The sequence below is a fragment of the Micromonospora sp. CPCC 205554 genome, from assembly GCF_036902745.1.
Lineage (GTDB): Bacteria > Actinomycetota > Actinomycetes > Mycobacteriales > Micromonosporaceae > Micromonospora > Micromonospora tulbaghiae.
The window spans coordinates 52,388-78,397 of sequence record NZ_JBAKHP010000002.1 but is presented as its reverse complement, the minus strand read 5'-3'; the positions used below and the strand labels follow the sequence as shown (position 1 = coordinate 78,397).

Sequence of the window (26,010 nt, the reverse complement as noted above, 5' to 3'; positions counted from 1 at the left end):
CCTGACCCGATGAAGATCGTCGGGCTGATGTCGGGCACGTCCTACGACGGTGTGGACGTGGTCGCGGCCGAGTTCACCGCCGACGGCGACACGCTGCGGCTGCGGCCGCTCGGGCACCGGGAGCTGGCGTACCCGGACGACCTGCGGGCCGGGATCGGCGCGCTGCTGCCCCCGGCGGCCACCACGATCGAGGCGGTCTGCCGGCTGGACAACCGGCTCGGCGAGGTGTTCGCGGAGGCGGCGGCCGTCGGCGTCGAACTGGCCGGGGGAGCGGCCGACGCGGTCGTGTCGCCCGGTCAGACGGTCTTCCACTGGGTCGAGGACGGCCGGGTGCGCGGGACGCTCCAGCTCGGCGCGCCGGCCCGGGTGGCCGCCCGGGTGGGCGTACCGGTGCTGCACGACCTGCGCTCGGCGGACGTCGCGGCCGGCGGCCAGGGCGCGCCGCTGGTCCCGGCGTTCGACGCGCTGCTGCTCGACCCGGCCGCTGGTGCTGCACCCCGCGCCGCGTTGAACCTGGGCGGCATCGCGAACCTCACCGTCGTCGCGCCCGGAGCACCCGTCCTCGGGTACGACGTGGGCCCGGCCAACGCGCTGCTGGACGCCGCCGCCCGGCGCTTCCTGGACCGGCCCTGCGACGTCGACGGCGCGCGAGCCGCGGCCGGCCGGGTGCACGAGGCGCTGCTGGCCCGGCTGCTCGCCGAGCCGTACTACGCCGCGCCGCCGCCCAAGTCGACTGGTAAGGAACTGTTCCACGGCGGCTACCTGGACGCGGCGCTTGTCGCGCTCGGCGAGCCGGTGGCCGCCGACGACGTGCTGGCCACGCTCACCGAGCTGACCGCCCGCACGGTGGCCGACGCGTGCGACCGGCACCGGGTCACCGAGGTGGTGGCCGCCGGCGGGGGAGTGCGCAATCCCACACTCCGGGCGCGGCTGGCGGCGCTGGGCGAGGGGCGGTGGCGGCTGCGCACCACCGACGAGCTCGGTGTGCCCGCCCAGGCCAAGGAGGCGTACGCGTTCGCGCTGCTGGGCTGGCTGTCCTGGCACGGGCTGCCGGGCGCGGTGCCCTCGGTGACCGGGGCGTCCCGGGCCGCCGTGCTCGGCTCCTGGACCCCTGCGGGCCCGTCCGCCGCGGCGCCGCGCCCACCCGCGCCCCGGCGGCTGGTGGTCGACGCCTGACCTGGGTCGATGCACGGCCGGGCTGCGGACTGTTCCGCGGCCGATAGACTCTCCGGTCATGAGTGTTGAAGAGGGCACGGCCAACCACGGTCGGCTGCTGGGCACCGTCCGCGGCCCGCAGGACGTGAAGCGGATGACCGCCGAGCAGCTGGACATCCTCGCCGCCGAGATCCGTGACTTCCTGATCGCCAAGGTCTCCCGCACCGGCGGGCACGTCGGCCCCAACCTCGGTGTGGTCGAGCTGACCCTGGCGATGCACCGGGTCTTCGACTCCCCGCGTGACCGGCTCCTCTTCGACACCGGTCACCAGGCGTACGTGCACAAGATCCTCACCGGCCGGCAGGAGGGCTTCGACAAGCTCCGCCAGCGTGGTGGCCTCTCCGGCTACCCCAGCCAGGCGGAGAGCGAGCACGACCTGATCGAGAACTCGCACGCCTCCACCGCCCTGTCGTACGCCGACGGCCTGGCCAAGGCGTACGCGCTGCGCGGCGAGAAGCGCTCCGTGGTCGCCGTGGTCGGCGACGGCGCGCTCACCGGCGGCATGTGCTGGGAGGCGCTGAACAACATCGCCACCGCCGGCAACCCGCTGGTCATCGTGGTCAACGACAACGGCCGGTCCTACTCGCCGACCATCGGCGGCCTCGCCGACCACCTGTCGTCGCTGCGGCTCAACCCCGGCTACGAGAAGGTGCTCGACACGGTCAAGGACGCGCTGGGCAACACCCCGTTCGTCGGCAAGCCGATGTACGAGGTGCTGCACGCGGTCAAGAAGGGCATCAAGGACGCGGTCGCCCCGCAGGCCATGTTCGAGGACCTCGGCATCAAGTACGTCGGCCCGGTCGACGGCCACGACGTGCCGGCGGTCGAGGCGGCGCTGCGCGCCGCGAAGAACTTCGGCGGCCCGGTCATCGTGCACGCGGTCACCCGCAAGGGCTACGGCTACCGTCCCGCCGAGGACGACGAGGCCGACTGCCTGCACGGCCCCGGCGCGTTCGACGCCGAGACCGGCAAGCTGCTCGCCGTGCCGTCGGTGAAGTGGACGAACGTCTTCGCCGACGAGCTGGTCGCGATCGCCGACGAGCGCCCGGACGTGGTCGGCATCACCGCCGCCATGGCCGAGCCCACCGGCATCGCCACACTCGCCCGCAAGTACCCCGAGCGGGTGTACGACGTCGGCATCGCCGAGCAGCACGCGGCCACCTCCGCCGCCGGCCTGGCCATGGGCGGCCTGCACCCGGTGGTCGCGGTCTACGCCACGTTCCTCAACCGGGCGTTCGACCAGGTGCTGCTGGACGTGGCGATGCACAAGCTGCCGGTCACGTTCGTGCTGGACCGGGCCGGCATCACCGGCCCGGACGGGCCCAGCCACTACGGCATCTGGGACATGTCGGTCTTCGGCGTGGTGCCCGGCCTGCGGATCGCCGCACCCCGCGACTCGGCCACGCTGCGCGAGGAGCTGCGCGAGGCGGTCGCCGTCGACGACGGCCCGACCATCCTGCGCTTCCCGACCGGCACCGTCGCCGCCGACCTGCCCGCCGTGCGCCGGGTCGGCCCGGTCGACGTGCTGGCCGAGTCGGCGCGTACCGACGTGCTGCTGGTCGCGGTCGGCTCGTTCGCCGGTCTCGGCGTCGAGGTCGCCGCCCGGGTCGCCGAGCAGGGGTACGGCGTCACAGTCGTCGACCCGCGCTGGGTGCGCCCGGTGCCGGCCGAACTGGTCGAGCTGGCCGCCGGTCACCGGCTCGTGGTGACGGTCGAGGACGGCGTGCGCATCGGCGGCGTCGGCTCCGCGCTGGCCCAGGCGATGCGCGACGCGGACGTCCGCGTACCGGTCAAGGACCTCGGCGTACCGGCCGACTGGCACCCGCACGGCACCCGCGCGCAGATCCTGGGCGACCTGGGGCTGACCGCGCAGGACGTGGCGCGCGACGTCACCGGCTGGATCTCCGGCCTGGACGCCGCCCCGGTCGACCCGGCGACGAACGGAGCCCGAGCCCAGAGCTGACCACTCCGCGCGCGCCTCGGGCGTGCTTCGCTGGTTGATCTTGCACTTGCGGCCCTCCTGATGTCGGCTTCGCCCGATTGCGGGGGGCCGCAGTCGCAAGATCGTCAGGGGCCTTGACGTGGAGGGAGGGCTCGTGGAGGTGCGCGAGGCGGGGCTGGGGGATCTTCCGGGGATCGTCGAGGTGCACAGCCGGGCGCGGGTCGCCTACTACGGGGCCGGCGGGCTGCCGGTCGGGGAGGTCCTCACTCCGGAGCTGGCCCGGGAGCAGCGGGAGGGCTGGGCGGCGGCGATCACCTCGGCGTGGGGAGTGCGCTGCACACGCTGTTCGTGGGGCACCTTGAGGGCGAAGGGTTGGCCCTGGGCGTACTGGAGGTGTGGGAGCGCAACACCCGGGCCCGCGCGTTCTACACGCGCCACGGTTGGCGCCCCGACGGCACCTCCCGCCCCGCCCCTGCCCGCCCTGTTGACCAAGGAGTTCGGGTGCGTGGAGGGCCTCCCGGATGACACAAACTCCTTGATCACCGAGCCGGTTGGGTGATCATGAGGTTGGCGGTGGTTCGTGTCCGGTTTGTCGCCGTCAAGTTCATGATCGACGGGGTGGGCGGCGGCGGGGCGAGGAAGCGCCGGTCAGGGGGTGGGGAGTGAGCGGTACCAGGTCTTCTCGGTGCCGGCCAGGCTGAACGTCTGCCTCTGGTCGGTGTGCTCGACCACCACCAGGCCGGGACGGTCGACCAGGCGGGTCGTGCCGGGCGGGGCGGAGAACGAGGCGTCCCGGGTGCGCCAGGACAGCACCGCCAGCGGCCGGCCCGGCATCGGCAGGTGGTACGCCTGAAGCGTGGTGGACCGGTCGGCGGGGGAGGCCACCGGAGTGCCGCCGTCGGCCGGACGGTAGACCACCGCTGTCATCGTCCCGGCCGGCGTCTCCCAGCTGAGCTGCTCCAACTCGCCCGGCTCGCCCTCGCCGAGAGCCACCGAACCGAGCGACCGCGTCGCGATCTTCGCCATCGGCCAGGACTCCGGCGCGGAGCGGGGCGCCTCGCGGTCGCCGATGCGGCGCGGCACGCTGCCGAACGGACCCCGTTCACCGGCCAGCACGCAGGTGTCCAGTCCGGTCAGCGCGCGCTTGCCGGCGCCCGTCTCGTCGCGTACCAGGGGGTAGCGGGGCGCTTCGGTGGCCGTACCCAGATCGAGGACGCGGTCCGCGGCCCGGCCGCGCGGCAGCGACGGCGTGGGCCGCAGCGTCGCGGTCAGTTCGACGGCCCGGCAGGCCGGTACGGCGACCGGGTCGGTGACGCCGTCGGTGCTGCCGAGCACCTTGCCGTCGGGCCCGGTCAGGCGCTCGACGCGGGCCGAGGTGAGGTAGCGACGGCCGTCCGGCTCCCGCACCGGCAGCACGTCGGAGTAGACCAGGTAACCGGGGTCGGTGTACTCGGTGGCGTGGACCACCCGCCAGCGCTGCCCGTCCCGGTCGAGTTGCAGCAGCCAGGAGGCGGCCTCACCGGGCACGTCGGCGGCGACGAGCGCGAGCGCCGACCCGGCGACCTGACCGGAGAAGAGGATGCCGGACGTGGGCACGTGCACCCGGTCGTCCACCGGGGAGCGCCAGTCGCGTACCGCTGTCGTGATCGCGGCGGTGGCGTCGGCGTCGCGGGCCAGGCTGCCGCGCGGCGGCCACACGGCGAGGGTGCCGTCCAGACTGTCGTAGCCGACCCGCAGGTCCGCCGGCCGCCGTTCGGCGACCGGTCCGCAACCGACCGTGACCAGCAGCAGAGCTGCCAGCGCGGTGCCCGTCGTAGCGCCTCGGCGGGCTGAAAGCACCCTGATCCCCTCGCCGGTCGTCGGTCGGAAGCCCACATGGTACGAGACGACCCGTCACCCGGCCGCGCCCGGCTCACCCTTTCGGCCGATCGGCCACTGCGGAACGTGACGGGCGATTCGGGTACCAATATCCGGCTCCGGTAGACTCCGCCGACTGTGACGCCTGCCGAGACCCGCGGCGCCTCGACGCCGGACGCCGCCGCCCCGACGGGCCACCGCGCCGTCACCCTGGACCCACCACCGGTCACCATCGCCGAGCCGGAGCGGGCGACCACGACCACGCCGGAAACGCCGACCACGCCGGAAGCGCCGACCGAGCCGGAGGCGCCGGCCACGCCGGGCGCACGGCGCGCGCGCCGGTGGCGGTGGACCCGCCGCCGGATCGACCTCACCGTGTACGGCGGATTCCTGCTCGCCGCGATCTGGGTCACCAGCGGCATCTGGGTCGACCCGGCCGGGCGGGTGGCCGCGCTCTACAGCAGCGACCCGGCGCAGGTGCAGTTCTTCCTGGCCCACTCGGTACGGGTGGTGCTGCACGGCGAGTTCCCGTTCTTCACCGAGCAGTTCAACTACCCCGACGGCGTCAACCTGATGGCGAACACCGCCATCCTGGCGCTGGGGATCCCGATGGTGCCGGTGACCCTCCTGTTCGGACCGGCGGTCTCCTTCGTCACGCTGGTCACGCTCGGACTGGCCGGCACCGCCGCCGCCTGGTACCGGGTGCTGTCCCGGCACCTGATCCGGCACCGCCCCGCCGCCGCCGTGGCGGCCTGGTTCTGCGGGTTCTCGCCGGCCATGCTGTCGCACGCCAACTGGCACCCGAACATCATCAGCCAGTTCCTGCTGCCGTTCATCGTGTGGCGGGTGCTGGTGCTGACCCGGTCGGCCCGGCCGGTCCGCGACGGCGTGCTGCTGGCGCTGCTGGTCACCGCGCAGGCGTTCATCAACGAGGAGATCCTGCTCTTCACCGCGCTCGCGCTGGGCGTGTTCCTGATCGCCGTGGTGGTGCAGCAGCGCGAGCGGTGGACGACCGCCTGGCGGCCACTCGGCGCCGGGCTGGCGGTCTGCGCGGCGCTGGCCGGGGCGCTGCTGGCGTACCCGCTGTGGGTGCAGTTCGCCGGGCCGATGGCGTACCACGGGCTCAGCGACGCGGTGCGCGACTACGGCAACGACATCGCCGCGTTCTTCGCGCCCGGCTCGCCCACGTTCGGCGGCAACGAACGCGCCAACGTCAACCTCGCGCCGAACTACTCGGAGGAGAACGCCTTCTTCGGCTGGAGCCTGTCGCTGCTGGTCGTGGGCATCGTGGTGTGGCTGCGGCGGGACGTGATCGTCCGCGCGCTCGCCGCCACCGGGCTGTTCTTCGCCGTCCTCTCCCTCGGCGAGCGGATCTCCTGGTGGGACCGGGAGATCGCCACCGGCCCGTGGGAGCTGCTGGTGCGGCTGCCGCTGCTCGACGCCGTGGTGCCGACCCGCTTCGGCCTGATCACCGGCGTGACGGTGGCGATCCTGTTCGCGTACGCGGTCCGGCGCGCCTGGGCGCTGCGCGGCGTGGACCGGCGGACCGCCCGCAAGCTCACCGCCGCGGGCCTGGTCCTCGCGCTGCTGCCGATCGCGCCGATGCCGCTGCGGGTCACCACGCGGGAGCCGGTGCCGGAGTTCATCACCGCCGACCGGTGGCGCAAGTACGTCGGGCCGGAGCAGACGCTCGTCTCCGTGCCGGTGCCCGCGATGGGCAACACCGACCCGATGCGCTGGGCGGCCGGCACCAACCTCGACTTCAAGATCCCCGGCGGCTACTTCCTCGCGCCGCGCAACGGCGTCACCGGCGACCCCGGGCGCTTCGGCGGCCGGCCCAGCGGCATCGGCGAGATGCTGCGGGAGGTATCGTCCACCGGCCGCACGCCGAAGCTGGACGATCGGCAGCGCCGTCGCTACCTGGACGAGCTGCGGCACTGGAACGCGGCGGTGGTGGTGCTGCCGCGCGACGAGCAGAACGCCGAGCCGCTGCGCCGCACCGTGGAGCAGTTGGTCGGCCCCGGACGGCAGGAGCTGGACGTGTGGCTGTGGGACGTGCGGAAACTGACCAGCCGGTCCGCCTGACCGAACCGGCGGTTCCCGCCCCCGCGCCCCGCCGTCGTCGGCCCCGCCCGGTCGACGTGCTGGTCGTGGCCGGCTACCTCGGTCTCGCCGTCCTGCTCACCACCGGCCAGTGGCGCCGGCCGGAACGGCTGTTCCACCAGGCCGGCGACCAGATGCTGTTCGAGTGGATGCTGGCCCGGGCCGCCCGTGCCGTCACCGGCGGCGAGAACCCGCTCTGGAGCGGCGCGTTGAACGCCCCGGACGGGGTGAACCTGATGGCGAACACGTCGGTGCTCGGGCTGGGCGTGCCGCTCACCCCGGTCACCGTCGTCTTCGGCTCCCAGGTGGCCTTCCTCGTCGCCGTGACGCTCAGCCTCGCCGGCACCGCCACCGCCTGGTACGCGCTGCTCGCCCGCCGGCTGGTCCGCTCCCGGGCCGCCGCCGCGGTGGGCGGCCTGTTCTGCGGCTTCGCCCCGGGCATGGTGGCGCAGGCCGGGGCGCACCTGCACATGGCCGCCCAGTTCCTGGTGCCGGTGATCCTCGCGCTGGTGTTCCGCCCGGCCACCGACCAGGTCCGGCGCGACGGCGTGCTGCTCGGGCTGGCCGTCGCCTACCAGGTGTTCCTCGGCGAGGAGGTGCTGGTCTTCCTGGCGCTGGCCGCCGGGGTGTTCGCCGGGGCGTACGCGCTCGCCGACCGGGCCGCCGCCCGTCGCCTGGCGCCGGTGGTGGCCCGGCGGCTGGGCGTCGGCGCACTGGTGGCGGGCGTGCTGCTGGCGTACCCGCTGTGGTTCCAGTTCGCCGGTCCGGGCCACTACCGCGGGATGCCGTTCCACACCGAGGGCTACCGGCTGGACGTGGTCTCGTTCGCCACCACCGCCCGGCAGACGGTCGCCGGGGACGCCCGCCGGGCCGGGCTGCTGTCGCCGAACCCGACCGAGCAGAACTCGTTCTTCGGGCCGTTCCTGCCGCTGCTGGCCGTACTCGTGGTGGTGCGGCTGTGGCAGCGCCCGCTGGTGCGCGCGCTCGCCGCGTGCGGGCTGCTGTTCGCGCTGCTGTCGCTGGGTTCCCCGGTGGTGGTGAACCGGCACGACACCGGGCTGCCCGGCCCGTACCGCCTGCTCGCCGGGGTGCCGCTGCTGGACCTGGTGGTGCCCGCGCGGTTCGCGCTGGTCTGCGTACCGGTGCTCGGGGTGCTGCTGGCGCTGGCAGTGGACCGGGTCCGGCGCGGCGGCGTGCGCATCTGGGCGCCGTGGGCCGGCGCGGTCGCCGCCGCGCTGCTGCCGCTGGCGCCGACGCCGATCCGCACGGTGCCGGTCCCGCCGGTCCCGGCCGTGGTGTCCGGCGGCGGCTGGCGGGAGTACGTGCCGGCGGGCCGGACGCTGGTGCCGGTGCCGCCGGTGACCGGGGCGGCGGTCAGCCCCGCCATGTTCTGGTCGGCGCGCACCGCGCTGGCGTTCGACGCACCGGGCGGCTACTTCATCGGCCCGCGGTCGGCCACCGACCCGGCCGCCCGCTGGGGCGCGCCGGACCGGCCCACGTCGCTGCTGCTGCGGCGGGTCGCCGAGACCGGCCGGGTACCGCCGGTCGGCGAGACGGAACGCCGGCAGGCGGTCGACGACCTGCGGCACTGGCGGGCGGCGGCACTGGTGCAGGCCGACTCGTCACCCGGCGACCCGGTACGCGCCACTGTGGACGCGCTGGTCGGCCCCGGCCGGGACGTGCCCGGCGGATACCTGTGGGACGTCCGGCCGCTCGTCGGGTGACCGGAGGGCTCAGACCCGGTCGCGGACGTCCCAGATCCACACGTCGTCCACCCGCTGCGGCGGGCCGAGCAGCTCGGCCATCAGGTCGCGCAGCACCGCCTCGCGCGGGCCGGCTCCGAGCACCACCACCGAGGCCCGCCAGAAGCGCAGGTCGTCCACGGCCTGGCGGCGGTTCTCGTCGGTGATCTCCGGCACCTCGTTGGCGTCCATTGTGGAGTAAACGAGCGTGCTGGTGGGGCGGTTCGGGGCGCCGAAGACGCCCTCGCCGCGCTCGTTCGGGCCGATGAAGTAGCCACCCGGGACCGGGAACTCCTGGCCGGTCAGCGCGCTCCAGCGCAGCGTGTGCAGCCCGTGCACGTTGCTGGGGATCGGCACCGGCACGAGCGTACGGCCCTCCGGCACGTACGGCCGCCAGCCGCCGGCGGTGATGAAGTGCGGCGGCGGGTCGATCCGCTCGGCCGGCAGCGGACGCGGGATCAGCGGCACCACGGCGGCGGCGATGGCGACGAGCCCGGCCAGGCGCAGCACCCGGCGGCGCCGCTCGCGCGCGGCCGACTCGCCGTCGGCGTCGTCCCCGCCGTCGTCGGCGCCGGAGCGGGGGGCGGGCACCGGCGGGCGGCCGGCACCGGCGAGCGCGTCCCACGCCAGGGCGAGCAGCACACCGACGGCGGCCACCACGACCAGGCTCAACCGGGTCGGCATCATCATCTCGACCAGCGGCAGGTCGTCCGGCACGTACGCCCACGGCCCGTCGATGTCGGTCTCCGCGCCGTTGAACCGTACGACCGGGCCGATCGAGGCGATCGTGAACACGACCACCAGCACGGCCAGGATCCGGGCCGGCACCGAGCGGCGGACCAGCAGCACCAGCGCGGCCAGCGCCACCAGCACCAGCGGCCAGCCGAACCAGGTGTTCTGCTCGGTCAGGCCGATGGTCTTCTCCACCGCCTCGTCACCGGCGATCGTGTCCCGGGCGAACGTGACGAAGGCGACCAGGTCCTCGCCCCAGTTGTGGAAGACGCCGCCCTGCAGACCGCGGTAGGACTGCGGGCCGTTGAACTGGAACCAGATCGGGTACGCGGTCAGCAGCAGCGCCAGGCCGCCGCCGAGACCGAGCGCGGCGACGAACGATCCGGCCCGCTCGCGGGCCGCGCGGGGCCGCTGCACCGCGTACGCCACCACGACGACCAGGCAGGCCAGCGCGGTCAGCAGCAGCATCTCCTCGTTGATGAAGATCTGGTACGCGACCAGCAGCCCGAGCGCCAGCCCGTTGCGCCGCCAGCGGCCCGGCTCGCCCAGCCGCAGCACCCGGGCCACGATCAGCGGCAGCAGGAAGTTCGACACGAAGTTGGGCTGCCCGTTGGCGTGGTGCACGATGCCCGGCGCGAAACCGAGGAACGCGCCGCCGACGAACGCCGCGCCCCGGGAGCGGACCAGGTGCCGGGACAGCACCCAGTACGACGTGGCGGCGGTCGCGGACAGCGCGGCGCCCAGGTAGAGCGCGTACATCACCTGCGGACCGAGCAGCAGCGTCAGCGGCGCCAGCGGCAACGTCACCCCGAGCAGCGAGGTGTTCGCCATCATGTTCACCCCGTCCGGCGCGTTCTGCCGGGTGGTGAACAGCGGGTTCTCCAGGTGCTGCACCGAGTACGCGCCGTGGGCGAACAGCCACTCGAACCAGCTGTGGTCGGTGGGCAGGTGCGAGGAGACGCGGTGCTCCACGTCGCCCCAGTAGTTGAGGCAGACGAGAACGCCGAGGAGCACATAGGCTCCGATGGCCAGCACGTCGGCGCGGGCCGGCCGGCGCCGGGCGCGGCGTGGCGGGTCGGCCACGACGGCGTCCGCCTCGACGGACGAGGGGTTCAACGAGGGGTCCACCACGGGCACGGCCACGACGCGCCATCGTACAGGCGGTTCGTCACGCGGCCGGTCACGGTCGGACGGCGGCCCGGCGCGCGGGAGAGGATGGTCGTGACCCTCATCGATCTGGGGGAGCTGCGTGACGACGCGACGCCCGGCCCGGCGCCCCGCCCCCCGCGTGCCGTCGGACGGCCGTTCCGTCTTCTCGTGGTGCTGCTGGTGGCGCTGCTCACGCTCACCGCCGCGACGCCGCCACGACGCCCGGCGGAGTGGACGCTGCCCGGCGGGCCGGGGTCGGCCGTGTTCGTCTCCGGCGACGTGGTGTACGTGGTGCGGCCGGACCGCGCAGGCGCCGGCGGCGGGCGGGAACTCCTCGCGTACCGGGGTGACCGGGAGCGGTGGCGCAGGCCGCTGCCCGGCGTGGGCACCGCGGTGTCGGTGTGGGAGCAGGACGGCCGGGTGATCGTGGCCGGCCGGAGCGTCGACGACACGGACTGGCAGACGGTGACGTACGACGCGGTCACCGGCGCGGACGCCTGGCGCCGGCCCGGAATCGCGTTCGCGGTGGGCCGGGTGCTGCTGATGCAGTCGGCCACCTCCGACACCGCGACGTCGATCGTGGGGCTGGACCCGGCCGACGGCCGTACGCTGTGGACGGAGCTTTTGACGGGCTCGCTGGGGTTCGACTTCGAGCCGGCCGGGCCGGCACGCATGGTGTTGTCCCCGGTGGCCGGGGAGACGATGGTCGTGGACGCGCGCACCGGCGCGCGGCTCGTGGCCCGCGACCTGTACCCGGTACGACGGCCCGGCCCGCGCCGGTTGCAGATCGCCCGCGGCCTGCTGCTGGAGTTCCGCGACGGCGACGGGGCCGTCGAGGCGTACGACCTGGACACGCTCCAGCCGCGCTGGACCGTCGCGCGGAAGCTCGTCGGGCACGTCGAGAGTTGCGGCGTCCTGCTCTGTGCCGTCGGACTGGCCGGCGGGATGACCGCGCTCGACCCGGCGACCGGCGTCGTGCGCTGGAGCGTGGACCGGTGGGCGGGCGTGCCGGCGGCGGGTGGCGGTCGGCTGCTCGTCGGCGTCGCCGACACCGACATGGACGCCGGCCTGGCGGTGCTCGACCAGGAGGACGGGCGGCTGATCGCCGACCTCGGCGGCTGGACCCTGGTCCCGCAGCACGAGTCGGGCGGCCCGCTGCTGGCGACACGGCCGCTGGGCGGCGGACGGCAACTCCTGGCCGAGGTGAACCTGTCCGGTGATCCGCCCTCGGCCCGGGGCACGCTCACCGGCACCGGCTGCACCACCGGCGTGACGCTTCTGGTCTGCCGCCGGCCCGGCGGCGACTACATGGTGCGGCGGCTGACGTGAGCCCGGTGATCGAGCTGGGAGAGATGCGGCACGGCGAGTCCGCCGACGAGCCGGCCGACGCGCCGCCCCGCCGGCCGCCGGGCCGGACGGCGCGGGCGGCGCTGCTCTGCTGCCTGGTGCTGCTCGTGGTCACCGCCGCCGCCGGGCCGCCGCGACGGCCCGAGCCGATCCGGGTGCCCGCCCCGCAGGGCGCGGCGTTCGTGCTCCTGCCCGACCGGGTGGTGGTGGCCGACGGCCCGGGCGCGATCGGCCGGGGTGGGCGGGTGGTCGCCGCGTACCGGCTGCCCGTCGGGGAACCGGCGTGGCGGTTCGCGCTGACCGCCGGGGACCACGTGCTCGGGCTCACCGCCGTGGGCGGAGGGCTACTGGTGACGAGCAGCCCGGCCGGGGACGGCGACTCGGTGTCGGCCATGCTCGACGCGGCGACGGGCACGCTGCGCTGGCGGCATCCCGGCTACCCGGTCCGGACCGCGTCCGGCGGGCTGCTGCTGGAGAATCCCCGCCCGCCCGGTGCGGGCACCGTGCGGGCCGTGGACCCGGCCTCCGGCGTGGTGCGGTGGACGCTGCCCGTGCCGGGGCAGGAGGTGGGATACCGCCACGACGCCCACGGGGTGACGCAGCTCGTGCTGGTCACTCCGCAGGGCCGGGTGACCGTGTACGACGCGGACTCCGGCACGGTCGCGCACACCGGCCGGGTGGCGCCCGCGGCCGATCGCGCCGCCTACCGGTACGCGCAGGTGGTGGCCGACCTCCTGCTGGTCGAGGACGCCCGCGGCACCGTCACCGGATACGGGCTGGACCGGCTCGACGAGCGGTGGAGCCTGCCGGTCGGCTCCCGGGCCGGGCTCTGGTTCGCCGACTGCGCCGGGATGGTGTGCCTGCGCGACCAGGTGGGCGGCGCGCAGGCCCTCGACCCGGCCACCGGCCGCCCGGCCTGGTCGGACGAGCGCTGGCTGGGGATGGGCCCGGTCGGCGGCCGGCTCATCGCGGCCGAGCGCGGGGTCGGGGAGGAGCTGGAACTGTCGGCGCTGGACCCGCCGACCGGCCGCGTGCTGGCCCGGCTGGGGCGCTGGCGCGTCTCCGGCAACGACCTCCCGGCCGGGCCGCTGCTCGGGTTGCGCACGCTCACCGGGGACCGGACGCTCGTCGGCGCGCTGGACGTGGCGGCCGGGCAGGTACGAATCCGGGGGATCCTGCCCGGCGCCTGGTCCGAGTGCGCGGACACGGGCACCGAACTGGTGTGCCTGCGCCCGACCGGCGGCATGGCGATCTGGCCGGTCGGCCGCTGATCACCAGTTGGCCTGCGCCGGAGGTGGCGGCAGCGGTGCCGACTCCGGGCGCAGCACGTACGCGATCCCACCGCTGCCCGCCTGCCAGGCGCTCTCGAACGGTCCGCGCGGCACGGTGCGGCGGACCCGCTCGTCGTCCGGCGCGTACGGGTCGTTGAGCACCGGGTCGCCGTCGGCGGTGAAGCCGGCCAGCACCATGAGGTGTCCCCGGGTGTCGTAGTCCAGGCCGGGAACCTGACCGGCGGTGAACGCGGCCGAGACGATCAGCGGGATGCCGGCGGCCACGAACCGTTCCGCCTCGGCCAGCGAGCGCAGCCGGGTGACGAAGGCGTCCACTCCGTGCGTCGCCGCGTACGCCGTGTTGAACGGCCAGTTGCCCGGCCCGCCGAAGGCGTGGTCGTAGCAGTGCCGGGCGGCGTGCACCACCTGCGGGCGCGGACCGGGCGGCGCCACCCAGGCGTACCGGTCCGGGGCGGGTCCGGCACCCCAGAAGTCGAGCACCATCGACACACAGGTGGGGCTGCACCAGGAGTCGCCACCGCCACCCCAGCGGGTCTCCCCGGCGGCGTGCAGCCGCTGCGCGTACCGCGGCACGTCCAGCACCCGTCCCCACGCGCCCGCATCTCCGGCGCCGGTGGCCTCCGCGCCGCCCGTCGGGTCGGTGGAGGCGACGACGCCCACAGTGCGCAGTACCGGGCCGGCGGGCGCGTCGAGCCGTCGGAGCAGGGTCACCCGGACCTGCCAGCCGGTCACCGCCGCGCCGGTCACCCGCAGCGTGTCGGCGGCGACCCGCGCCCGGTCGTCCTCCTGCCCGGGTACGGAGGCGCGATGCACCGCACTCTCGTCGGCGGCCCAGTGGCCCAGCTCGTACCAGCCGGTGGTGGCCGTGCCGTCGGCCCAGCCGCGCAGCTCGACCCGTAGCCAGCAGCCGGGCGGGGTGTCGGCGGTCCAGGAGGGCACCAGCTCGGTGAGGGCGAACCCGGCGGGCGTCACGGGGGAGGTCCAGGTGCCGGCGGCGTACTCGGCCGTGGTCCCGGAGTGCGGGTCGGTGTGCGTGACCCGGGCGGCATCGCCGTCGGGCGTCAGGCCGTCCGTCCCGGCGCGCAGCCCGTCCGCACGACCCCGGTCCCGGTCCGCCGGGAAGCGGAACCGGTGGTACGCGATGTCGCGGCCGCTCATCGGGAACCCGCCCGGGCACGGCCGTGACCAGTGGCTGCTGCGCGTGTCGATCATCGCCGCCGAGCATCGCGTACCCGAAGGTTTTCTGCAACGGCGGACCGTGCCACCGCACACGGCGCTCCACCTGGCGTGCCGTCACCGAGCGTAGCCGCAGCGCGCCCGCGGCATGGTCACCCCCGCGCCCTTTGCTCTGCAGCCCTCGGCGCATCGGTGACCCACGGCTACCGCTGCGCATGTGGGTGCAGAGCAAAGGGCGCGGAGGGGTATCTTCGCGGCGAAGGCGGGTTCGGAGTCTTCGCTGTTCAGGACGATGTGGCCTGCCGGTCGTTCCGTTCGGGCGAGCGAGCGCCCATCACGGTGCGTGACGCGGCCGTGAATCCGCGTCAACGTTACGAAGCGTCACAGTCCTGGGTTCCGGGTCGGGTGGGGTGGCGCGAGTGCGCACCAGGAGGGCTTCCCGGTGATGCGCTCGTCGGCGGGCCGTCTCGAGGATCGCCTCCTCCGGCGGCGGGTTTTGCCTGCCGCACTAGGTTGTCAGGGGTCACGAGGCGGGAGGCCGGGATGCGGGTACTGGTGGTCGAGGACGAGCGCAACCTCGCCGACGCGATCGCGCGGGGGCTGCGCAAGCGCGGGATGGCTGTGGACGTGGCCTACGACGGCGACGCCGGGCACGAGGCGGCGTTCGTGACCCGCTACGACGTGGTGATCCTCGACCGCGACCTGCCCGGCGTGCACGGCGACCGGATCTGCGCCGACCTGGCCGCCTCCGGCGCGCTGACCCGGGTGCTGATGCTGACCGCCAGCGGCACGGTCGCCGACCGGGTCGAGGGGTTGCAGCTCGGTGCCGACGACTACCTGGCCAAGCCGTTCGCGTTCGACGAGCTGGTGGCCCGGGTGCAGGCACTCGGCCGCCGCGCCACCCCGGCCGCGCCGCCGGTACTGGAGGTGGCCGATCTGGTGCTCGACCCGGCCCGCCGGGTGGTGAGCCGGGGCGGCGTGCCGCTCGACCTCACCAACAAGGAGTTCGGCGTGCTCGCCGAGCTGCTCAAGGCGCGCGGCGCGGTGGTGTCCAGCGAAGAGCTGCTGGAGCGGGTCTGGGACGCCAACACCGACCCGTTCACCACGATCGTCCGGGTCACCGTGATGACACTGCGCAAGAAGCTCGGCGACCCGCCGCTCATCGACACCGTCGTGGGTGCGGGCTACCGCATCGGCGGGGTACGGCAGTGAACGCGCGGAGCGCGCGCCGGGTGCGGCCGACGCTGCGGCTGCGGCTGACCCTGCTCAACGGCGTGCTGCTGGTCGGCGCCGGCGCGATCCTGGTGCTGCTCGCCTGGCTGCTGGTCCGCGACGCGCTGCGCCCCACCGACGAACTGCTGCCCGGCACCACTGTGGTGCTCACCGACGGGCGCTCGCTCGACGCCGGGCAGTGGCAGCGGCAACTGGTGGACGCCGCGTCACAGGAACTGCTGGTCAAAGGGCTGCTCGCGCTGGTGGCGATCAGCGTGGTCGGGGTGGCCGGGGCGTACCTGGTGGCCGGCCGGGCGCTGCGCCCGCTGCACCAGGTCACCGCCACCGCCCGCCGGCTGGGCGAGGCCACGCTGGACGAGCGGATCGGCTGGTCCGGCGCCGACGACGAGGTGGCCGAGCTGGCCGAGACGTTCGACGCGATGCTCGACCGGATCAGCGGCGCGTTCGAGGCGCAGAAACGGTTCGTCGCGAACGCCTCGCACGAGCTGCGGACCCCGCTGGCGGTGATGCGTACCGAAATCGACGTGACGCTCAGCGACGACGACGCCGACCTGGCCGAGTACCGCCGCATGGCCGGCGTGGTGCGCGACGCCTCGGAGCGTGCCAACGGCCTCGTCGACGCGCTGCTGGTGCTGGCGCGCAGCGAGGCGCAGACCGGCCGGCGGCTGGCCCGGCGCGCCGAGTCGGACCTCGCCATCGGCACCGCGAACGCGCTGTCCGCGGTCTCCCGGGAGGTGGAGCGCATCGGCCTCAAGGTGCACACCTCGCTGCGCCCGGCGCCGGTGATCGGTGACCCCGGCCTGCTCGACCGGCTCGCCGGCAACCTGGTGGAGAACGCGGTCCGCTACAACCACCTGCACGGCCGGATCTGGGTCCGCACCGGCACCGACGGGGAACGGTCCTGGCTGGTGGTGGGGAACACCGGCTTCGAGGTCGCCCCGGCCGACGTACCCGGGCTGTTCGAGCCGTTCCGGCGCGGCGGCCAGGAACGCACCGGCGCGCGCGGCTCCGGTCTCGGCCTGTCGATCGTGCGGGCCGTCAGCGACGCGCACGGCGGCACGGTCAAGGCGGTCGCCCAGCCCGGCGGCGGCCTGGAGGTGACCGTCACGCTTCCGTCGGCCGACCCGCCGGCGTCCACCTGACCGCCCACCTCACGCCGACCAGGCGGTGAGACGACCTCACCTTTTCGTGCGGGCGGCCTCGGCTGTCCTGCCCGGACCCGACGGTGGTCGGCCGCGGCGGCCCGGTGGTCGGGCAGAATGCGCCGCTCCCGCTGGACGCGGAGGCGTGGATCAACGGAGAGTGAGCGCAGCGACGCCTCACCCTGCTCACCCACCGGAGCTGCCCGTGACCCACCCCTCGGCCCCGCGCCGCCGCCGTCTCCTCGCGGTCCTCACCGCCGGCGCCCTCACCGTCGCCGGACTCTCCCCGGCCACGCCCGCGTCGGCCAACGCCGCGCCCGGCCACGACAAAGTGGTCCACACCGTCCCCTCCGCCGCCTCGCCCGACGTCCAGGACGGCTCGGTCGACGCGATCCACGACGCCGGTACGAAGATCATCGCGGGCGGCTCATTCACCCGGGTGCAGAACCGCAACTCGGACGTCGACATCCCCCGTGACTACCTGCTCGCCTTCGACAAGGCGACCGGGCAGGTGGACACCGCGTTCGCGCCCACGCTCGACAACGAGGTGACGGCCGTCGTCGGCGGTCCCACGGCGGGCACCGTCTTCGTCGCCGGCAAGTTCAACACCGTCAACGGCGTGACCCGGCGCAAGGTGGCCCTGCTCGACGTCGCCACCGGCGCTGTCGTCACCAGCTTCGCGCCGCCGGCGTTCAACGGGCTGATCAAGGACATCGCGCTGGTCGGCGACCGGCTGCTGGTGGGCGGCATCTTCACCACGGCCGGCAACCCCAACCCGCGCGGCGGGCTCGCCTCGCTCAACGCCACCACCGGCGCGGTCGACGGCTACCTCACCACGACGCTGACCGAGAACCACAACTGGGACGGCGTCAGCGGCGCGAAGGCCGGCGTGGGCGCGGAGAAGCTGGCGGTATCCCCGGACAACACGCAGCTTGTCGTCATCGGCAACTTCAAGAAGGCCGACGGGGTCCTGCACGACCAGATCGTCAAGCTCGACCTGGGCGCCACCGCCGCCACCGTCGCGGACTGGAACACCGCCCGGTACACGCCGCGCTGCAAGTGGCAGTCGTTCGACTCGTACGTCCGCGACGTCGCGTTCTCCCCGGACAACAGCTACTTCGTGGTGGTCACCACCGGCGCCCCGTACAGCGGCACGCTCTGCGACACCGCGGCCCGCTGGGAGGCCGGCGCGACCGGCTCCGCTCTCCAGCCGACCTGGGTCGACTACAGCGGCGGCGACACGTTCCTGTCCGTCGGCATCAGCGAGCAGGCGGTCTACGTCGGCGGTCACCTCCGCTGGCTGAACAACACCACAGGCACCGACAACGCCCGGGCCGGTGCGGTCGGCCGGGCCAGCATCGCCGCGCTCGACCCGGTCAACGGCCTGCCGCTGTCCTGGAACCCGGGCCGGCACCCGCGCGGCATCGGCGCGTCCGAGATGCTCGTCACCGAGTCCGGGCTCTGGATCGGCGGCGACACGCTCTGGATCGGCAACTTCCAGTACCGCCGGGAGCGGATCGCGTTCTTCCCGCTCGCCGGCGGCAAGGCCCCGCACCCGACCACCACGGCGACGCTGCCCGGCAACGTGTACCAGGCCGGCCTGCCGCAGCCGACGAACGTGCTGCACCGGGTGAACGCGGGCGGCTCGGCCGTCGCCGCCACCGACGGCGGGCCGGACTGGGCGGCCGACACCAACTCCAGCCCCAGCCCGTACCGCAACACCGGCAGCAGCACGTCCAGCTACACCACCGCCCCCACCGTGGACCCGACGGTGCCGGCCGGCACCCCGGCCGCGCTCTACAACGACGAGCGCTACGACCCGTCCGGCGGGGCGGAGATGACCTGGCAGTTCCCGGTGGCCACCGGCACCGAGGTGCACGTGCGGCTCTACCTGGCCAACCGGTACGCGGGCACCGCCAACGCCGGAACGCGGATCTTCGACGTCGCGCTGGAGGGCGCCGTCGTCCTCGACGACCTCGACCTCTCCGCCACCGCCGGGCACAACGTGGGCACCATGCGGGAGTTCACGGTGGTCAGCGACGGCTCGATCGACATCGAGTTCCGCCACGTGCGGGAGAACCCGCTGGTGAACGCCATCGAGATCGTCAAGACCGGGCCCCCGCCCAGCGGCGCCGGCTCGCCTGTGCAGGTGCGCTCGTACGACGGGCAGAGCGCAGTCGGCGCGCCGGACCCGGTGGCCGACGCGGACGGGACCGTCTGGGCGGGCGCGCGTGGCGCGTTCTGGGTCGGCGGGACGCTGTTCTACGGCGCCGACGGCGCGCTGTACCGGCGTACGTTCGACGGCACCACGTTCGGCACGCCGGAACTGGTGGACCCGTACCACGACCCGTACTGGGACACCGTGGTGACCAACTCCGGCCCGGCCGGGCAGACGTACGTCGGCGCGACCACCGGCTTCTACGCCGAGATTCCGAACGTGACCGGCATGTTCTACACCGGCGGGCGGCTCTACTACTCGCTGACCGGGCAGAACGGCCTGTTCTGGCGCTGGTTCACACCGGACAGCGGCGTGGTCGGCGCCGACCGGTTCTCCGTGTCCGGGGCGAGCGGGTTCTCCGACGCGGGCGCGCTCTTCGTGGCCGGTTCCACGCTCTACAAGGTGAACCGGAACACCGGTGACCTGTCCGCCGCCGACTGGGTGAACGGCGCTCCGTCGGGCACGTTCACGGTACGCAGCGGCCCGGCGGTCGACGGCGTCGACTGGCGCGCGAAGGCGGTCTTCGTCGGCCCGTGACCCGGCAGTGCCCGCCGGCCCGGTCCCGCATCCGCGGGGCCGGGCCGGCGGCTTGTTCCGGCCGGCCGGCAATGGCATGATCATCGGGTCAGCCCGAGAGGTGGAAGGGGGTGTGGTCGATGTCCGTCGTGAACCGTCCCGCGCCCCGCGTCCCCCGCTGACGTTCCCACTGTGCCGGGGCGCGCTCCCCCCAGGAGGAATCACTGTGAGTGCACAGATCCACTGCGTGACCGTCGAGTCCGACGACCCGTACACCCTGGCCGGGTGGTGGGCCCGCGTGCTCGACCGCCGGCTCGCCGACGACGACCACCCGGGCGACCCGGAGGCGGTCCTGGCCGCACCCGGCGGGCACGGCCCCGACCTGCTGTTCGTCGAGGTGGGTGAGCGGCACGGCAAGGGCGCGTTCCATCTCGACCTGCACGCGGCCGAGGGCACCCGGGACGAGGAGGTGGCGCGGCTGCGTGAGCTGGGCGCCACGCTGGTGGCCGACCGGCGCCGGCCGGACGGGACCGGCTGGGTGGTGCTGGCCGACCCCGAGGGCAACGAGTTCTGCGTCTGCCGGAGCCCCGCCGAACGGGCCGCGGCCGCCTGATCCGGAAACGACACCGGGCCCCCGCCGTGACGGCGGGGGCCCGGTGCGTGACGGGTGTCAGTCCTGCTTCTCGATCTCGCCGCGCATCGTCACGAACTCCGACTGGAGCTCGGCCGCGGACTTGAAGTAGACCACCACCATGCCGAGGCTGCCCCGGTCGGCCCAGATGCAGACGGCCACCGGCACGTCCGACGCCTTGCCGTCGGAGCACTTCGCGTCGCCGCCCAGCGGGCCCGCGTCGACCGTCTTGAAGTCCTTGGTGGCCAGATCCGGGGTGACCGCCGCGGTGGCGTCGGCCAGCTCCTTCTTCGGGTCCGCCATGACGCCGGACACCGCGACGATCATGACCAGGTCCTTCTTGGCCGGGTCGCCGTAGAACGCGCCGACGGTGCTGGTCGCGTCCGGCACGTCCTTGCTGAGCTCGGACTTCATCTGCGCCGCGGCGGTCTGCAGCTGCGGGTCGGTGACCTTCGCCCGGCCGCCGAGCGTCTGCGGCTCGACCACGCGGGTCTTGGTGGCGGTGACCACCTCGTCGACGGTGTCCTTCGTGGCGAAGTAGGCGGCGACACCGCCACCGACGCAGAGCACCAGGACCACGGCGAGGACGATCAGCAGGATCTTGCCGACGCCGGACTTCTTCTTCGGCGGGACCGGCGCACCGAGCTGGCTGCCGTACTGCGGCTGCTGCGGAGTCTGCGGGTAGTCACCGCCGTACTGCGGCTGCTGCGGCGGCTGGTAGCCACCGGGCTGTTGCTGGGGGGAGGGGTAGTTGCCGGAGTAGGGACTGGACGGCGGCTGGGACATGTAGGCAGCTCCTGTGAGAAAACTGGACGCGTGATCGTAGCCAGCACCACCGACGGTCCGCTGTCCCGCCCAAGGGCGACGACGGGAAACTGCGACCTACCCGTGACCTGGGCCGCAGACGCCGATCGCGGTGGCCGGACCGTCCGGAACGGACAGCCCGACCACCGCGATCGATGCGTCGCGGCCGGTCAGCGCAGGCTTGCCACGCCGCGCGGCAGGAACCGCTTGCCGGTCACCCGCTCGGAGGTGCCGGTCCGGTCCAGGTACGGCGTGACGCCGCCCAGGTGGAACGGCCAGCCGGCGCCCAGGATCATGCACAGGTCGATGTCCTGCGCCTCGGCGACGACGCCCTCGTCGAGCATGAGCCGGATCTCCTGCGCCAGCGCGTCCAGCGCGTTCTGCCGGACCTGCTCGGCGGTCAGCGGCTCGTCACCGACCACGAGCAGCTTCGCCACCTCGTCGTTGATCTGGTCGTCGACCACGATCGGCTGGCCCGAGTCGGCGATCCGCTTGAGGTTCTCGCTGACCCCGAACCGGTCCGGGAACGCCTCGTGCAGGGTGCCGCCGACGTGGTACGCCACGGCCGGGCCGACGAGCTGCAGCAGCGCCAGCGGACGCATCGGCAGGCCCAGCGGGTCCAGCGCGCTGTTCGCCACGTCCAGCGGGGTTCCCTGGTCGACGGCGGCGAACACGGTGCCGAGGAAGCGGGTCAGCAGCCGGTTCACCACGAACGCGGGGGCGTCCTTCACCAGCACCGACGACTTCTTGAGCTGCTTGCCGACCGCGAACGCGGTGGCCAGCGTGGCGTCGTCGGTCCGCTCACCACGGACGATCTCCAGCAGCGGCAGCACCGCGACCGGGTTGAAGAAGTGGAAGCCGACCACCCGCTCCGGGTGCTCCAGCTCGGCGGCCATCTCGGTGATGGACAGCGAGCTGGTGTTGGTGGCGAGCACCGCCTCCGGCTTGACGATCTTCTCCAGCTCGGCCCAGACCTGCTTCTTGACGCCCAGGTCCTCGAAGACGGCCTCGATGACGAAGTCGGCGTCGGCGAAGACGGACTTGTCGACCGAGCCGGACACCAGGCCGTACAGCTTGGCCGCGGTGCCCTTGTCCATCCGGCCCTTGCTGACGGCCTTCTCGATCTGGGTGTGCACGTAGCCGACGCCCTTGTCCACCCGGGACTGATCCAGGTCGGTCATCACGACCGGCACCTGGAGCCGCCGGGCGAACAGCAGCGCGAGCTGGCTGGCCATCAGGCCGGCACCGACGATGCCCACCTTGGTGACCGGACGGGCCAGGCCCTTGTCCGGCGCGCCGGCCGGGCGCTTGGCCCGCCGCTGCACCAGGTCGAAGGCGTACAGGCCGCTGCGCAGCTCCTCGGAGAAGACCAGGTCCGCCAGGGCCTCGTCCTCCGCCGCGGTGCCGGTGGCGAAGTCGGCGTCCTTCGCCGTCTCCAGCAGGTCCAGCGCCTTGTACGCGGACGGGACCGCGCCGTGCAGCCGCTGGTCCAGGGTCTGCCGGGCGAAGTAGAGCACGCCCGCCCACATGTCCTTGTCGACCTCGGGACGGGTCACTGTGACCTCGCCCCGGACCACGCCGGCGGCCCACTCCAGCGACCGCTCCAGGAAGTCGGCCGGCTCCAGCAGCACGTCCGCGATGCCCATCTCGGCAGCCTGCTTCGGCTTGAGCATCTTGTTCTGCATGAGCGGGTTCTGGATGATCACCTGCGTCGCGGCCGGGATGCCGATCAGGTTCGGCAGCAGCTGCGTACCGCCCCAGCCGGGGATCAGGCCGAGCGAGACCTCGGGCAGAGCCAGGGCCGCCGCGCCCGCCGACAGGGTCCGGTAGTGGCAGTGCAGCGCCAGCTCCAGGCCGCCGCCCATCGCCGCGCCGTTGACGAACGCGAAGGTGGGGACGCCGCTGTCCTTGAGCCGGGCGAAGACCCGGTGGCCCAGCCGGCCGATCTCCAGCGCCTGCTCGCGGTTCTCCAGCGCGGGCAGGCTGGTGATGTCCGCGCCCACGCAGAAGATGTACGGCTTGCCGGTGACCGCGATGAACGCCGGCTCCGCCGCCAGTGCCGCGGTGATCGCCTCGTCCAGGCTGGTCAGGCCGGCCGGGCCGAAGGTGTTCGGCTTGGTGTGGTCGAAGCCGTTGTCCAGGGTGATGAGGGCGGCGGGCCGGTCCAGCCCGGGTACGGCCACCTGGCGCAGCAGCGCCTTGGTGACGACCTCGTTCGGTGCGGCGAGGCTCACTTGTCTCCACCCTCCCAGTGCGGGTTCTCCCAGATCACGGTGCCGCCCATGCCGATCCCGATGCACATGGCGGTGAGGCCGTAGCGGACCTCGGGGTGCTCGGCGAACTGGCGGGCGAGCTGGGTCATCAGCCGGACGCCGGAGGACGCGAGCGGGTGACCGATGGCGATCGCGCCGCCCCACGGGTTGACCCGCGGGTCGTCGTCGGCGATGCCGAAGTGGTCGAGGAAGGCGAGCACCTGCACCGCGAACGCCTCGTTCAGCTCGAACAGGCCGATGTCGTCGATGCTCAGGCCGGCGATGCGCAGCGCCTTCTCGGTGGACGGGATCGGGCCGACGCCCATCACCTCGGGCTCGACGCCGACGAAACCGAACGACACCAGGCGCATGCCGACCGGCAGGCCCAGCTCGCGGGCGGTCTCCTCGGCCACCAGCAGCGCGGCGGTGGCGCCGTCGTTCAGGCCGGCCGCGTTACCCGCGGTGACCTTGCCGTGCGGCCGGAACGGGGTCTTCAGACCGGCCAGCTTCTCCATCGAGGTGTCGCGGGGCGCCTCGTCCACGGTGGCCAGGCCCCAGCCCGCCTCCGGGTCGCGGACCGCCACCGGCACCAGGTCGCCCTGGAGCTTGCCGTTGGCGTACGCCTTCGCGGTCTTCTGCTGCGAGGCCAGCGCGAACGCGTCGGTGCGCTCCTTGGTGACGTGCGGGACGCGGTCGTGCAGGTTCTCCGCGGTGGAGCCCATCACCAGGGCGGACGGGTCGACCAGCTTCTCCGCGACGATGCGCGGGTTGGGGTCGACGCCCTCGCCCATCGGGTGGCGGCCCATGTGCTCGACGCCGCCGGCGATGGCCACGTCGTACGCGCCCATGGCGATGCCACTGGCCACTGTGGTGACGGCGGTCATCGCGCCGGCGCACATCCGGTCGATGGCGAAGCCGGGCACAGTCTTGGGCAGGCCGGCCAGCAGGGCGGCGGTGCGGCCGATGGTCAGGCCCTGGTCACCGATCTGGGTGGTGGCGGCGATGGCCACCTCCTCCACCTTCTCCGGCGGCAGTTGCGGATTGCGGCGCATCAGCTCGCGGATGCAGCGGATCACCAGATCGTCGGCGCGGGTGTTGGCGTACATCCCACCCGCCTTGCCGAACGGGGTACGGACGCCGTCGACGAAGACGACATCCCGGACTTCACGGGGCACTTGGAGCCTCCCTCGGCACGGGCATTTCCCCGGATGCTACTCGCCAGTAACCAAACGTGGCACCACCCCCCGCGTGGCCCACCTCACACCTGCCACCGACGTTACTGCTGGGGGGTGCGCAGCGCCTCGGTAAGAGCCGGCAGCAGCAACCCGATCTGCCACTCGCGGGCGCCGAACCCGCGCAGCGTCTCCGCGACGGTCTCGTCGGTGATCTCCGCGGGCGGCTGCCACGCCAACCGGCGGATCGAGTCCGGCGCGATCAGGTTCTCCGCCGGCAGGCGGTGCGCCCCGGCGGTGCCGACCACCACCTCGCGGGCGCGGGCCAGCCGCCCGGCCGCCACCGGGTCACGCTCGGCCCACCGGTGCGGCGGCGGGGGCCCCTCCACCGTCGGGCTCACCGGCAGCGCGTCGTCCGGCAGTTGGCGCGCGTCGTCGAGCGCCGCCAGCCAGGTACGCGCCAGCCGGCGCACCGACCGCCCACCGAACCCGGGGAGCGTGAGCAGCGTCTTCTCGTCCTTCGGGTCCAGCTCGGCGGCGGCCACGATGGCCGAGTCGGGCAGCACCCGGCCCGGCGCGGCATCCCGGCGGGCGGCGATCTGGTCCCGCGCGTACCAGAGGGAACGCACCCGGGCCTGGGCGCGCGCGCCGCGTACCCGGTGGATGCCGGACGTACGCCGCCACGGCTCCGCGCGGGCGCGCGGCGGGCGGGCGCCGTTGCGCACGAGGGCGTCGAACTCCTCCGCCGCCCAGCCGGACTTGCCCTGCCGCTGCAACTCCTCGTCCAGCGCGTCACGTAGGTCCACGAGCAGTTCCACGTCGAGCGCCGCATACGTCAGCCAGGACTCCGGCAGCGGCCGGTTCGACCAGTCGGCGGCGGAGTGGTGCTTCTCCAGGCTGAACCCGAGCAACTGTTCGGTCAGCGCGGCCAGGCCGACCCGCTCGAACCCGGCCAGCCGGGCGGCCAGTTCGGTGTCGAACAACCGGCGCGGGCGCAGCCCCACCTCGGCCAGGCAGGCGAGGTCCTGGCTGGCCGCGTGCAGCACCCACTCGGTCTCGGCGATCGCCGCGTCCAGGGCGGACAGGTCGGGCAGCGGCAGCGGGTCGATGAGCGCGGTGCCGGCGCCGCCGCGGCGCAGCTGCACCAGATAGGCGCGCTGGCTGTAGCGGTAGCCGGAGGCGCGTTCGGCGTCCAGGGCCACCGGGCCGGTGCCGGCTGCGAAGCGGGCCACGACCTCGTCCAACTCGGCAGGTGTGGCCACCGGGGCGGGCGTGCCGTCGCGCGGCGCGGTCAGGGGGACGGCCGCGCCCGGGTCGGTCTCGGGCCCCGCGTCCGCCGGCTCCGGCAGGGCCGACGTCGGGTCGGCGGACGCCTCTCCGGTACGGCTTTCGGCGGCCCGACGGCGCAGGGGTGGTTCGTCGGTCACCTGACAACCCTAGTAGGCCGGACGATCCGGTGTGCACAGCCGGTCCGGCGCGTGTCGGCG

General features: G+C 74.0%; 17 protein-coding genes. 10 read left to right on the top strand and 7 right to left on the bottom strand.

The features are described from left to right. The first annotated feature begins 9 nt into the window (after window positions 1-9). Together V6U82_RS03375 and dxs are read left to right on the top strand one after the other, a co-directional pair. Window positions 10-1,176: an anhydro-N-acetylmuramic acid kinase gene (locus V6U82_RS03375; RefSeq protein WP_334459127.1), complete on the top strand. Its 1,167-nt coding sequence runs from the start codon at window positions 10-12 to the stop codon at window positions 1,174-1,176. Between the two features lie 58 nt (window positions 1,177-1,234). After that, the gene (gene dxs / locus V6U82_RS03370; RefSeq protein WP_334459126.1) at window positions 1,235-3,178 is read left to right on the top strand and encodes a 1-deoxy-D-xylulose-5-phosphate synthase; all 1,944 of its coding nucleotides are present in this window, start codon (window positions 1,235-1,237) and stop codon (window positions 3,176-3,178) included. Window positions 3,179-3,805: 627 nt separating this feature from the next. Here the strand turns inward: dxs and V6U82_RS03365 are convergent. Next, a complete protein-coding gene (locus tag V6U82_RS03365) occupies window positions 3,806-4,996 on the bottom strand; it encodes a hypothetical protein (RefSeq protein WP_128138061.1) in 1,191 nt (396 codons plus the stop codon). A 156-nt stretch (window positions 4,997-5,152) separates the two neighbouring features. Between V6U82_RS03365 and V6U82_RS03360 the strand changes: the two genes are divergently transcribed. Both V6U82_RS03360 and V6U82_RS03355 read left to right on the top strand, forming a co-directional pair. Next, window positions 5,153-7,099 (top strand): hypothetical protein, encoded by a 1,947-nt coding sequence (locus tag V6U82_RS03360; protein WP_442933417.1) that lies wholly within the window; start codon window positions 5,153-5,155, stop codon window positions 7,097-7,099. Beyond that, window positions 7,057-8,841, top strand: a complete 1,785-nt coding sequence (locus V6U82_RS03355; RefSeq protein WP_334459125.1) for a hypothetical protein — start codon at window positions 7,057-7,059, stop codon at window positions 8,839-8,841. Before V6U82_RS03360 ends, V6U82_RS03355 begins: the two co-directional genes overlap by 43 nt. 9 nt (window positions 8,842-8,850) lie before the next feature. On the opposite strand, the gene V6U82_RS03350 is transcribed toward V6U82_RS03355, so the two are convergent. Continuing rightward, window positions 8,851-10,719: a hypothetical protein gene (locus V6U82_RS03350; RefSeq protein WP_442933422.1), complete on the bottom strand. Its 1,869-nt coding sequence runs from the start codon at window positions 10,717-10,719 to the stop codon at window positions 8,851-8,853. A 93-nt stretch (window positions 10,720-10,812) separates the two neighbouring features. On the opposite strand from V6U82_RS03350, the gene V6U82_RS03345 reads away from it, so the two are divergent. Continuing rightward, entirely contained in the window at window positions 10,813-12,069 is a 1,257-nt protein-coding gene (locus tag V6U82_RS03345; RefSeq protein ID WP_334459124.1) for an outer membrane protein assembly factor BamB family protein, read from the top strand. Between the two features lie 5 nt (window positions 12,070-12,074). Then, window positions 12,075-13,358 (top strand): outer membrane protein assembly factor BamB family protein, encoded by a 1,284-nt coding sequence (locus V6U82_RS03340; RefSeq protein ID WP_334459123.1) that lies wholly within the window; start codon window positions 12,075-12,077, stop codon window positions 13,356-13,358. Here V6U82_RS03340 and V6U82_RS03335 read toward each other — a convergent pair whose 3' ends face one another. Beyond that, complete coding sequence (locus V6U82_RS03335; RefSeq protein ID WP_334459122.1) at window positions 13,359-14,537, bottom strand: peptidase C39 family protein; 1,179 nt, start codon at window positions 14,535-14,537, stop codon at window positions 13,359-13,361. A 561-nt stretch (window positions 14,538-15,098) separates the two neighbouring features. On the opposite strand from V6U82_RS03335, the gene V6U82_RS03330 reads away from it, so the two are divergent. The 4 genes from V6U82_RS03330 to V6U82_RS03315 all read left to right on the top strand — a co-directional run bounded on the left by V6U82_RS03330 (window position 15,099) and on the right by V6U82_RS03315 (window position 20,277). Continuing rightward, a complete protein-coding gene (locus tag V6U82_RS03330) occupies window positions 15,099-15,767 on the top strand; it encodes a response regulator transcription factor (protein WP_018788976.1) in 669 nt (222 codons plus the stop codon). After that, complete coding sequence (locus tag V6U82_RS03325) at window positions 15,764-16,930, top strand: sensor histidine kinase (RefSeq protein WP_442933416.1); 1,167 nt, start codon at window positions 15,764-15,766, stop codon at window positions 16,928-16,930. The genes V6U82_RS03330 and V6U82_RS03325 overlap by 4 nt, the downstream gene beginning before the upstream one ends. Window positions 16,931-17,135: 205 nt before the next feature. Beyond that, the gene (locus tag V6U82_RS03320; protein WP_334459118.1) at window positions 17,136-19,685 is read left to right on the top strand and encodes a malectin domain-containing carbohydrate-binding protein; all 2,550 of its coding nucleotides are present in this window, start codon (window positions 17,136-17,138) and stop codon (window positions 19,683-19,685) included. Window positions 19,686-19,890: 205 nt separating this feature from the next. Beyond that, complete coding sequence (locus V6U82_RS03315) at window positions 19,891-20,277, top strand: VOC family protein (protein WP_334459115.1); 387 nt, start codon at window positions 19,891-19,893, stop codon at window positions 20,275-20,277. 57 nt (window positions 20,278-20,334) lie between these two features. On the opposite strand, the gene V6U82_RS03310 is transcribed toward V6U82_RS03315, so the two are convergent. The 4 genes from V6U82_RS03310 to V6U82_RS03295 all read right to left on the bottom strand — a co-directional run bounded on the left by V6U82_RS03310 (window position 20,335) and on the right by V6U82_RS03295 (window position 25,950). Further along, a complete protein-coding gene (locus tag V6U82_RS03310) occupies window positions 20,335-21,081 on the bottom strand; it encodes a hypothetical protein (RefSeq protein WP_334459114.1) in 747 nt (248 codons plus the stop codon). 188 nt (window positions 21,082-21,269) lie between these two features. Next, on the bottom strand, window positions 21,270-23,333 hold the full coding sequence (locus tag V6U82_RS03305) for a 3-hydroxyacyl-CoA dehydrogenase NAD-binding domain-containing protein (RefSeq protein WP_030274533.1): 2,064 nt from the start codon (window positions 23,331-23,333) through the stop codon (window positions 21,270-21,272). Further along, window positions 23,330-24,526, bottom strand: coding sequence for a thiolase family protein (locus V6U82_RS03300; RefSeq protein ID WP_128137226.1), 1,197 nt, complete (start codon window positions 24,524-24,526; stop codon window positions 23,330-23,332). The genes V6U82_RS03305 and V6U82_RS03300 overlap by 4 nt, the downstream gene beginning before the upstream one ends. A 101-nt stretch (window positions 24,527-24,627) precedes the next feature. Then, window positions 24,628-25,950, bottom strand: a complete 1,323-nt coding sequence (locus V6U82_RS03295; RefSeq protein ID WP_334459112.1) for a ribonuclease D — start codon at window positions 25,948-25,950, stop codon at window positions 24,628-24,630. Between the last annotated feature and the right edge of the window lie 60 nt (window positions 25,951-26,010).

Excerpts from the sequence above, each read along its gene's own strand:
- dxs (WP_334459126.1), top strand. The coding sequence starts at position 1,235 with ATGAGTGTTGAAGAGGGCACGGCCAACCACGGTCGGCTGCTGGGCACC.
- V6U82_RS03375 (WP_334459127.1), top strand. The coding sequence starts at position 10 with ATGAAGATCGTCGGGCTGATGTCGGGCACGTCCTACGACGGTGTGGAC.
- V6U82_RS03335 (WP_334459122.1), bottom strand. The coding sequence starts at position 14,537 with ATGAGCGGCCGCGACATCGCGTACCACCGGTTCCGCTTCCCGGCGGAC.
- V6U82_RS03310 (WP_334459114.1), bottom strand. The coding sequence starts at position 21,081 with ATGTCCCAGCCGCCGTCCAGTCCCTACTCCGGCAACTACCCCTCCCCC.
- V6U82_RS03330 (WP_018788976.1), top strand. The coding sequence starts at position 15,099 with ATGCGGGTACTGGTGGTCGAGGACGAGCGCAACCTCGCCGACGCGATC.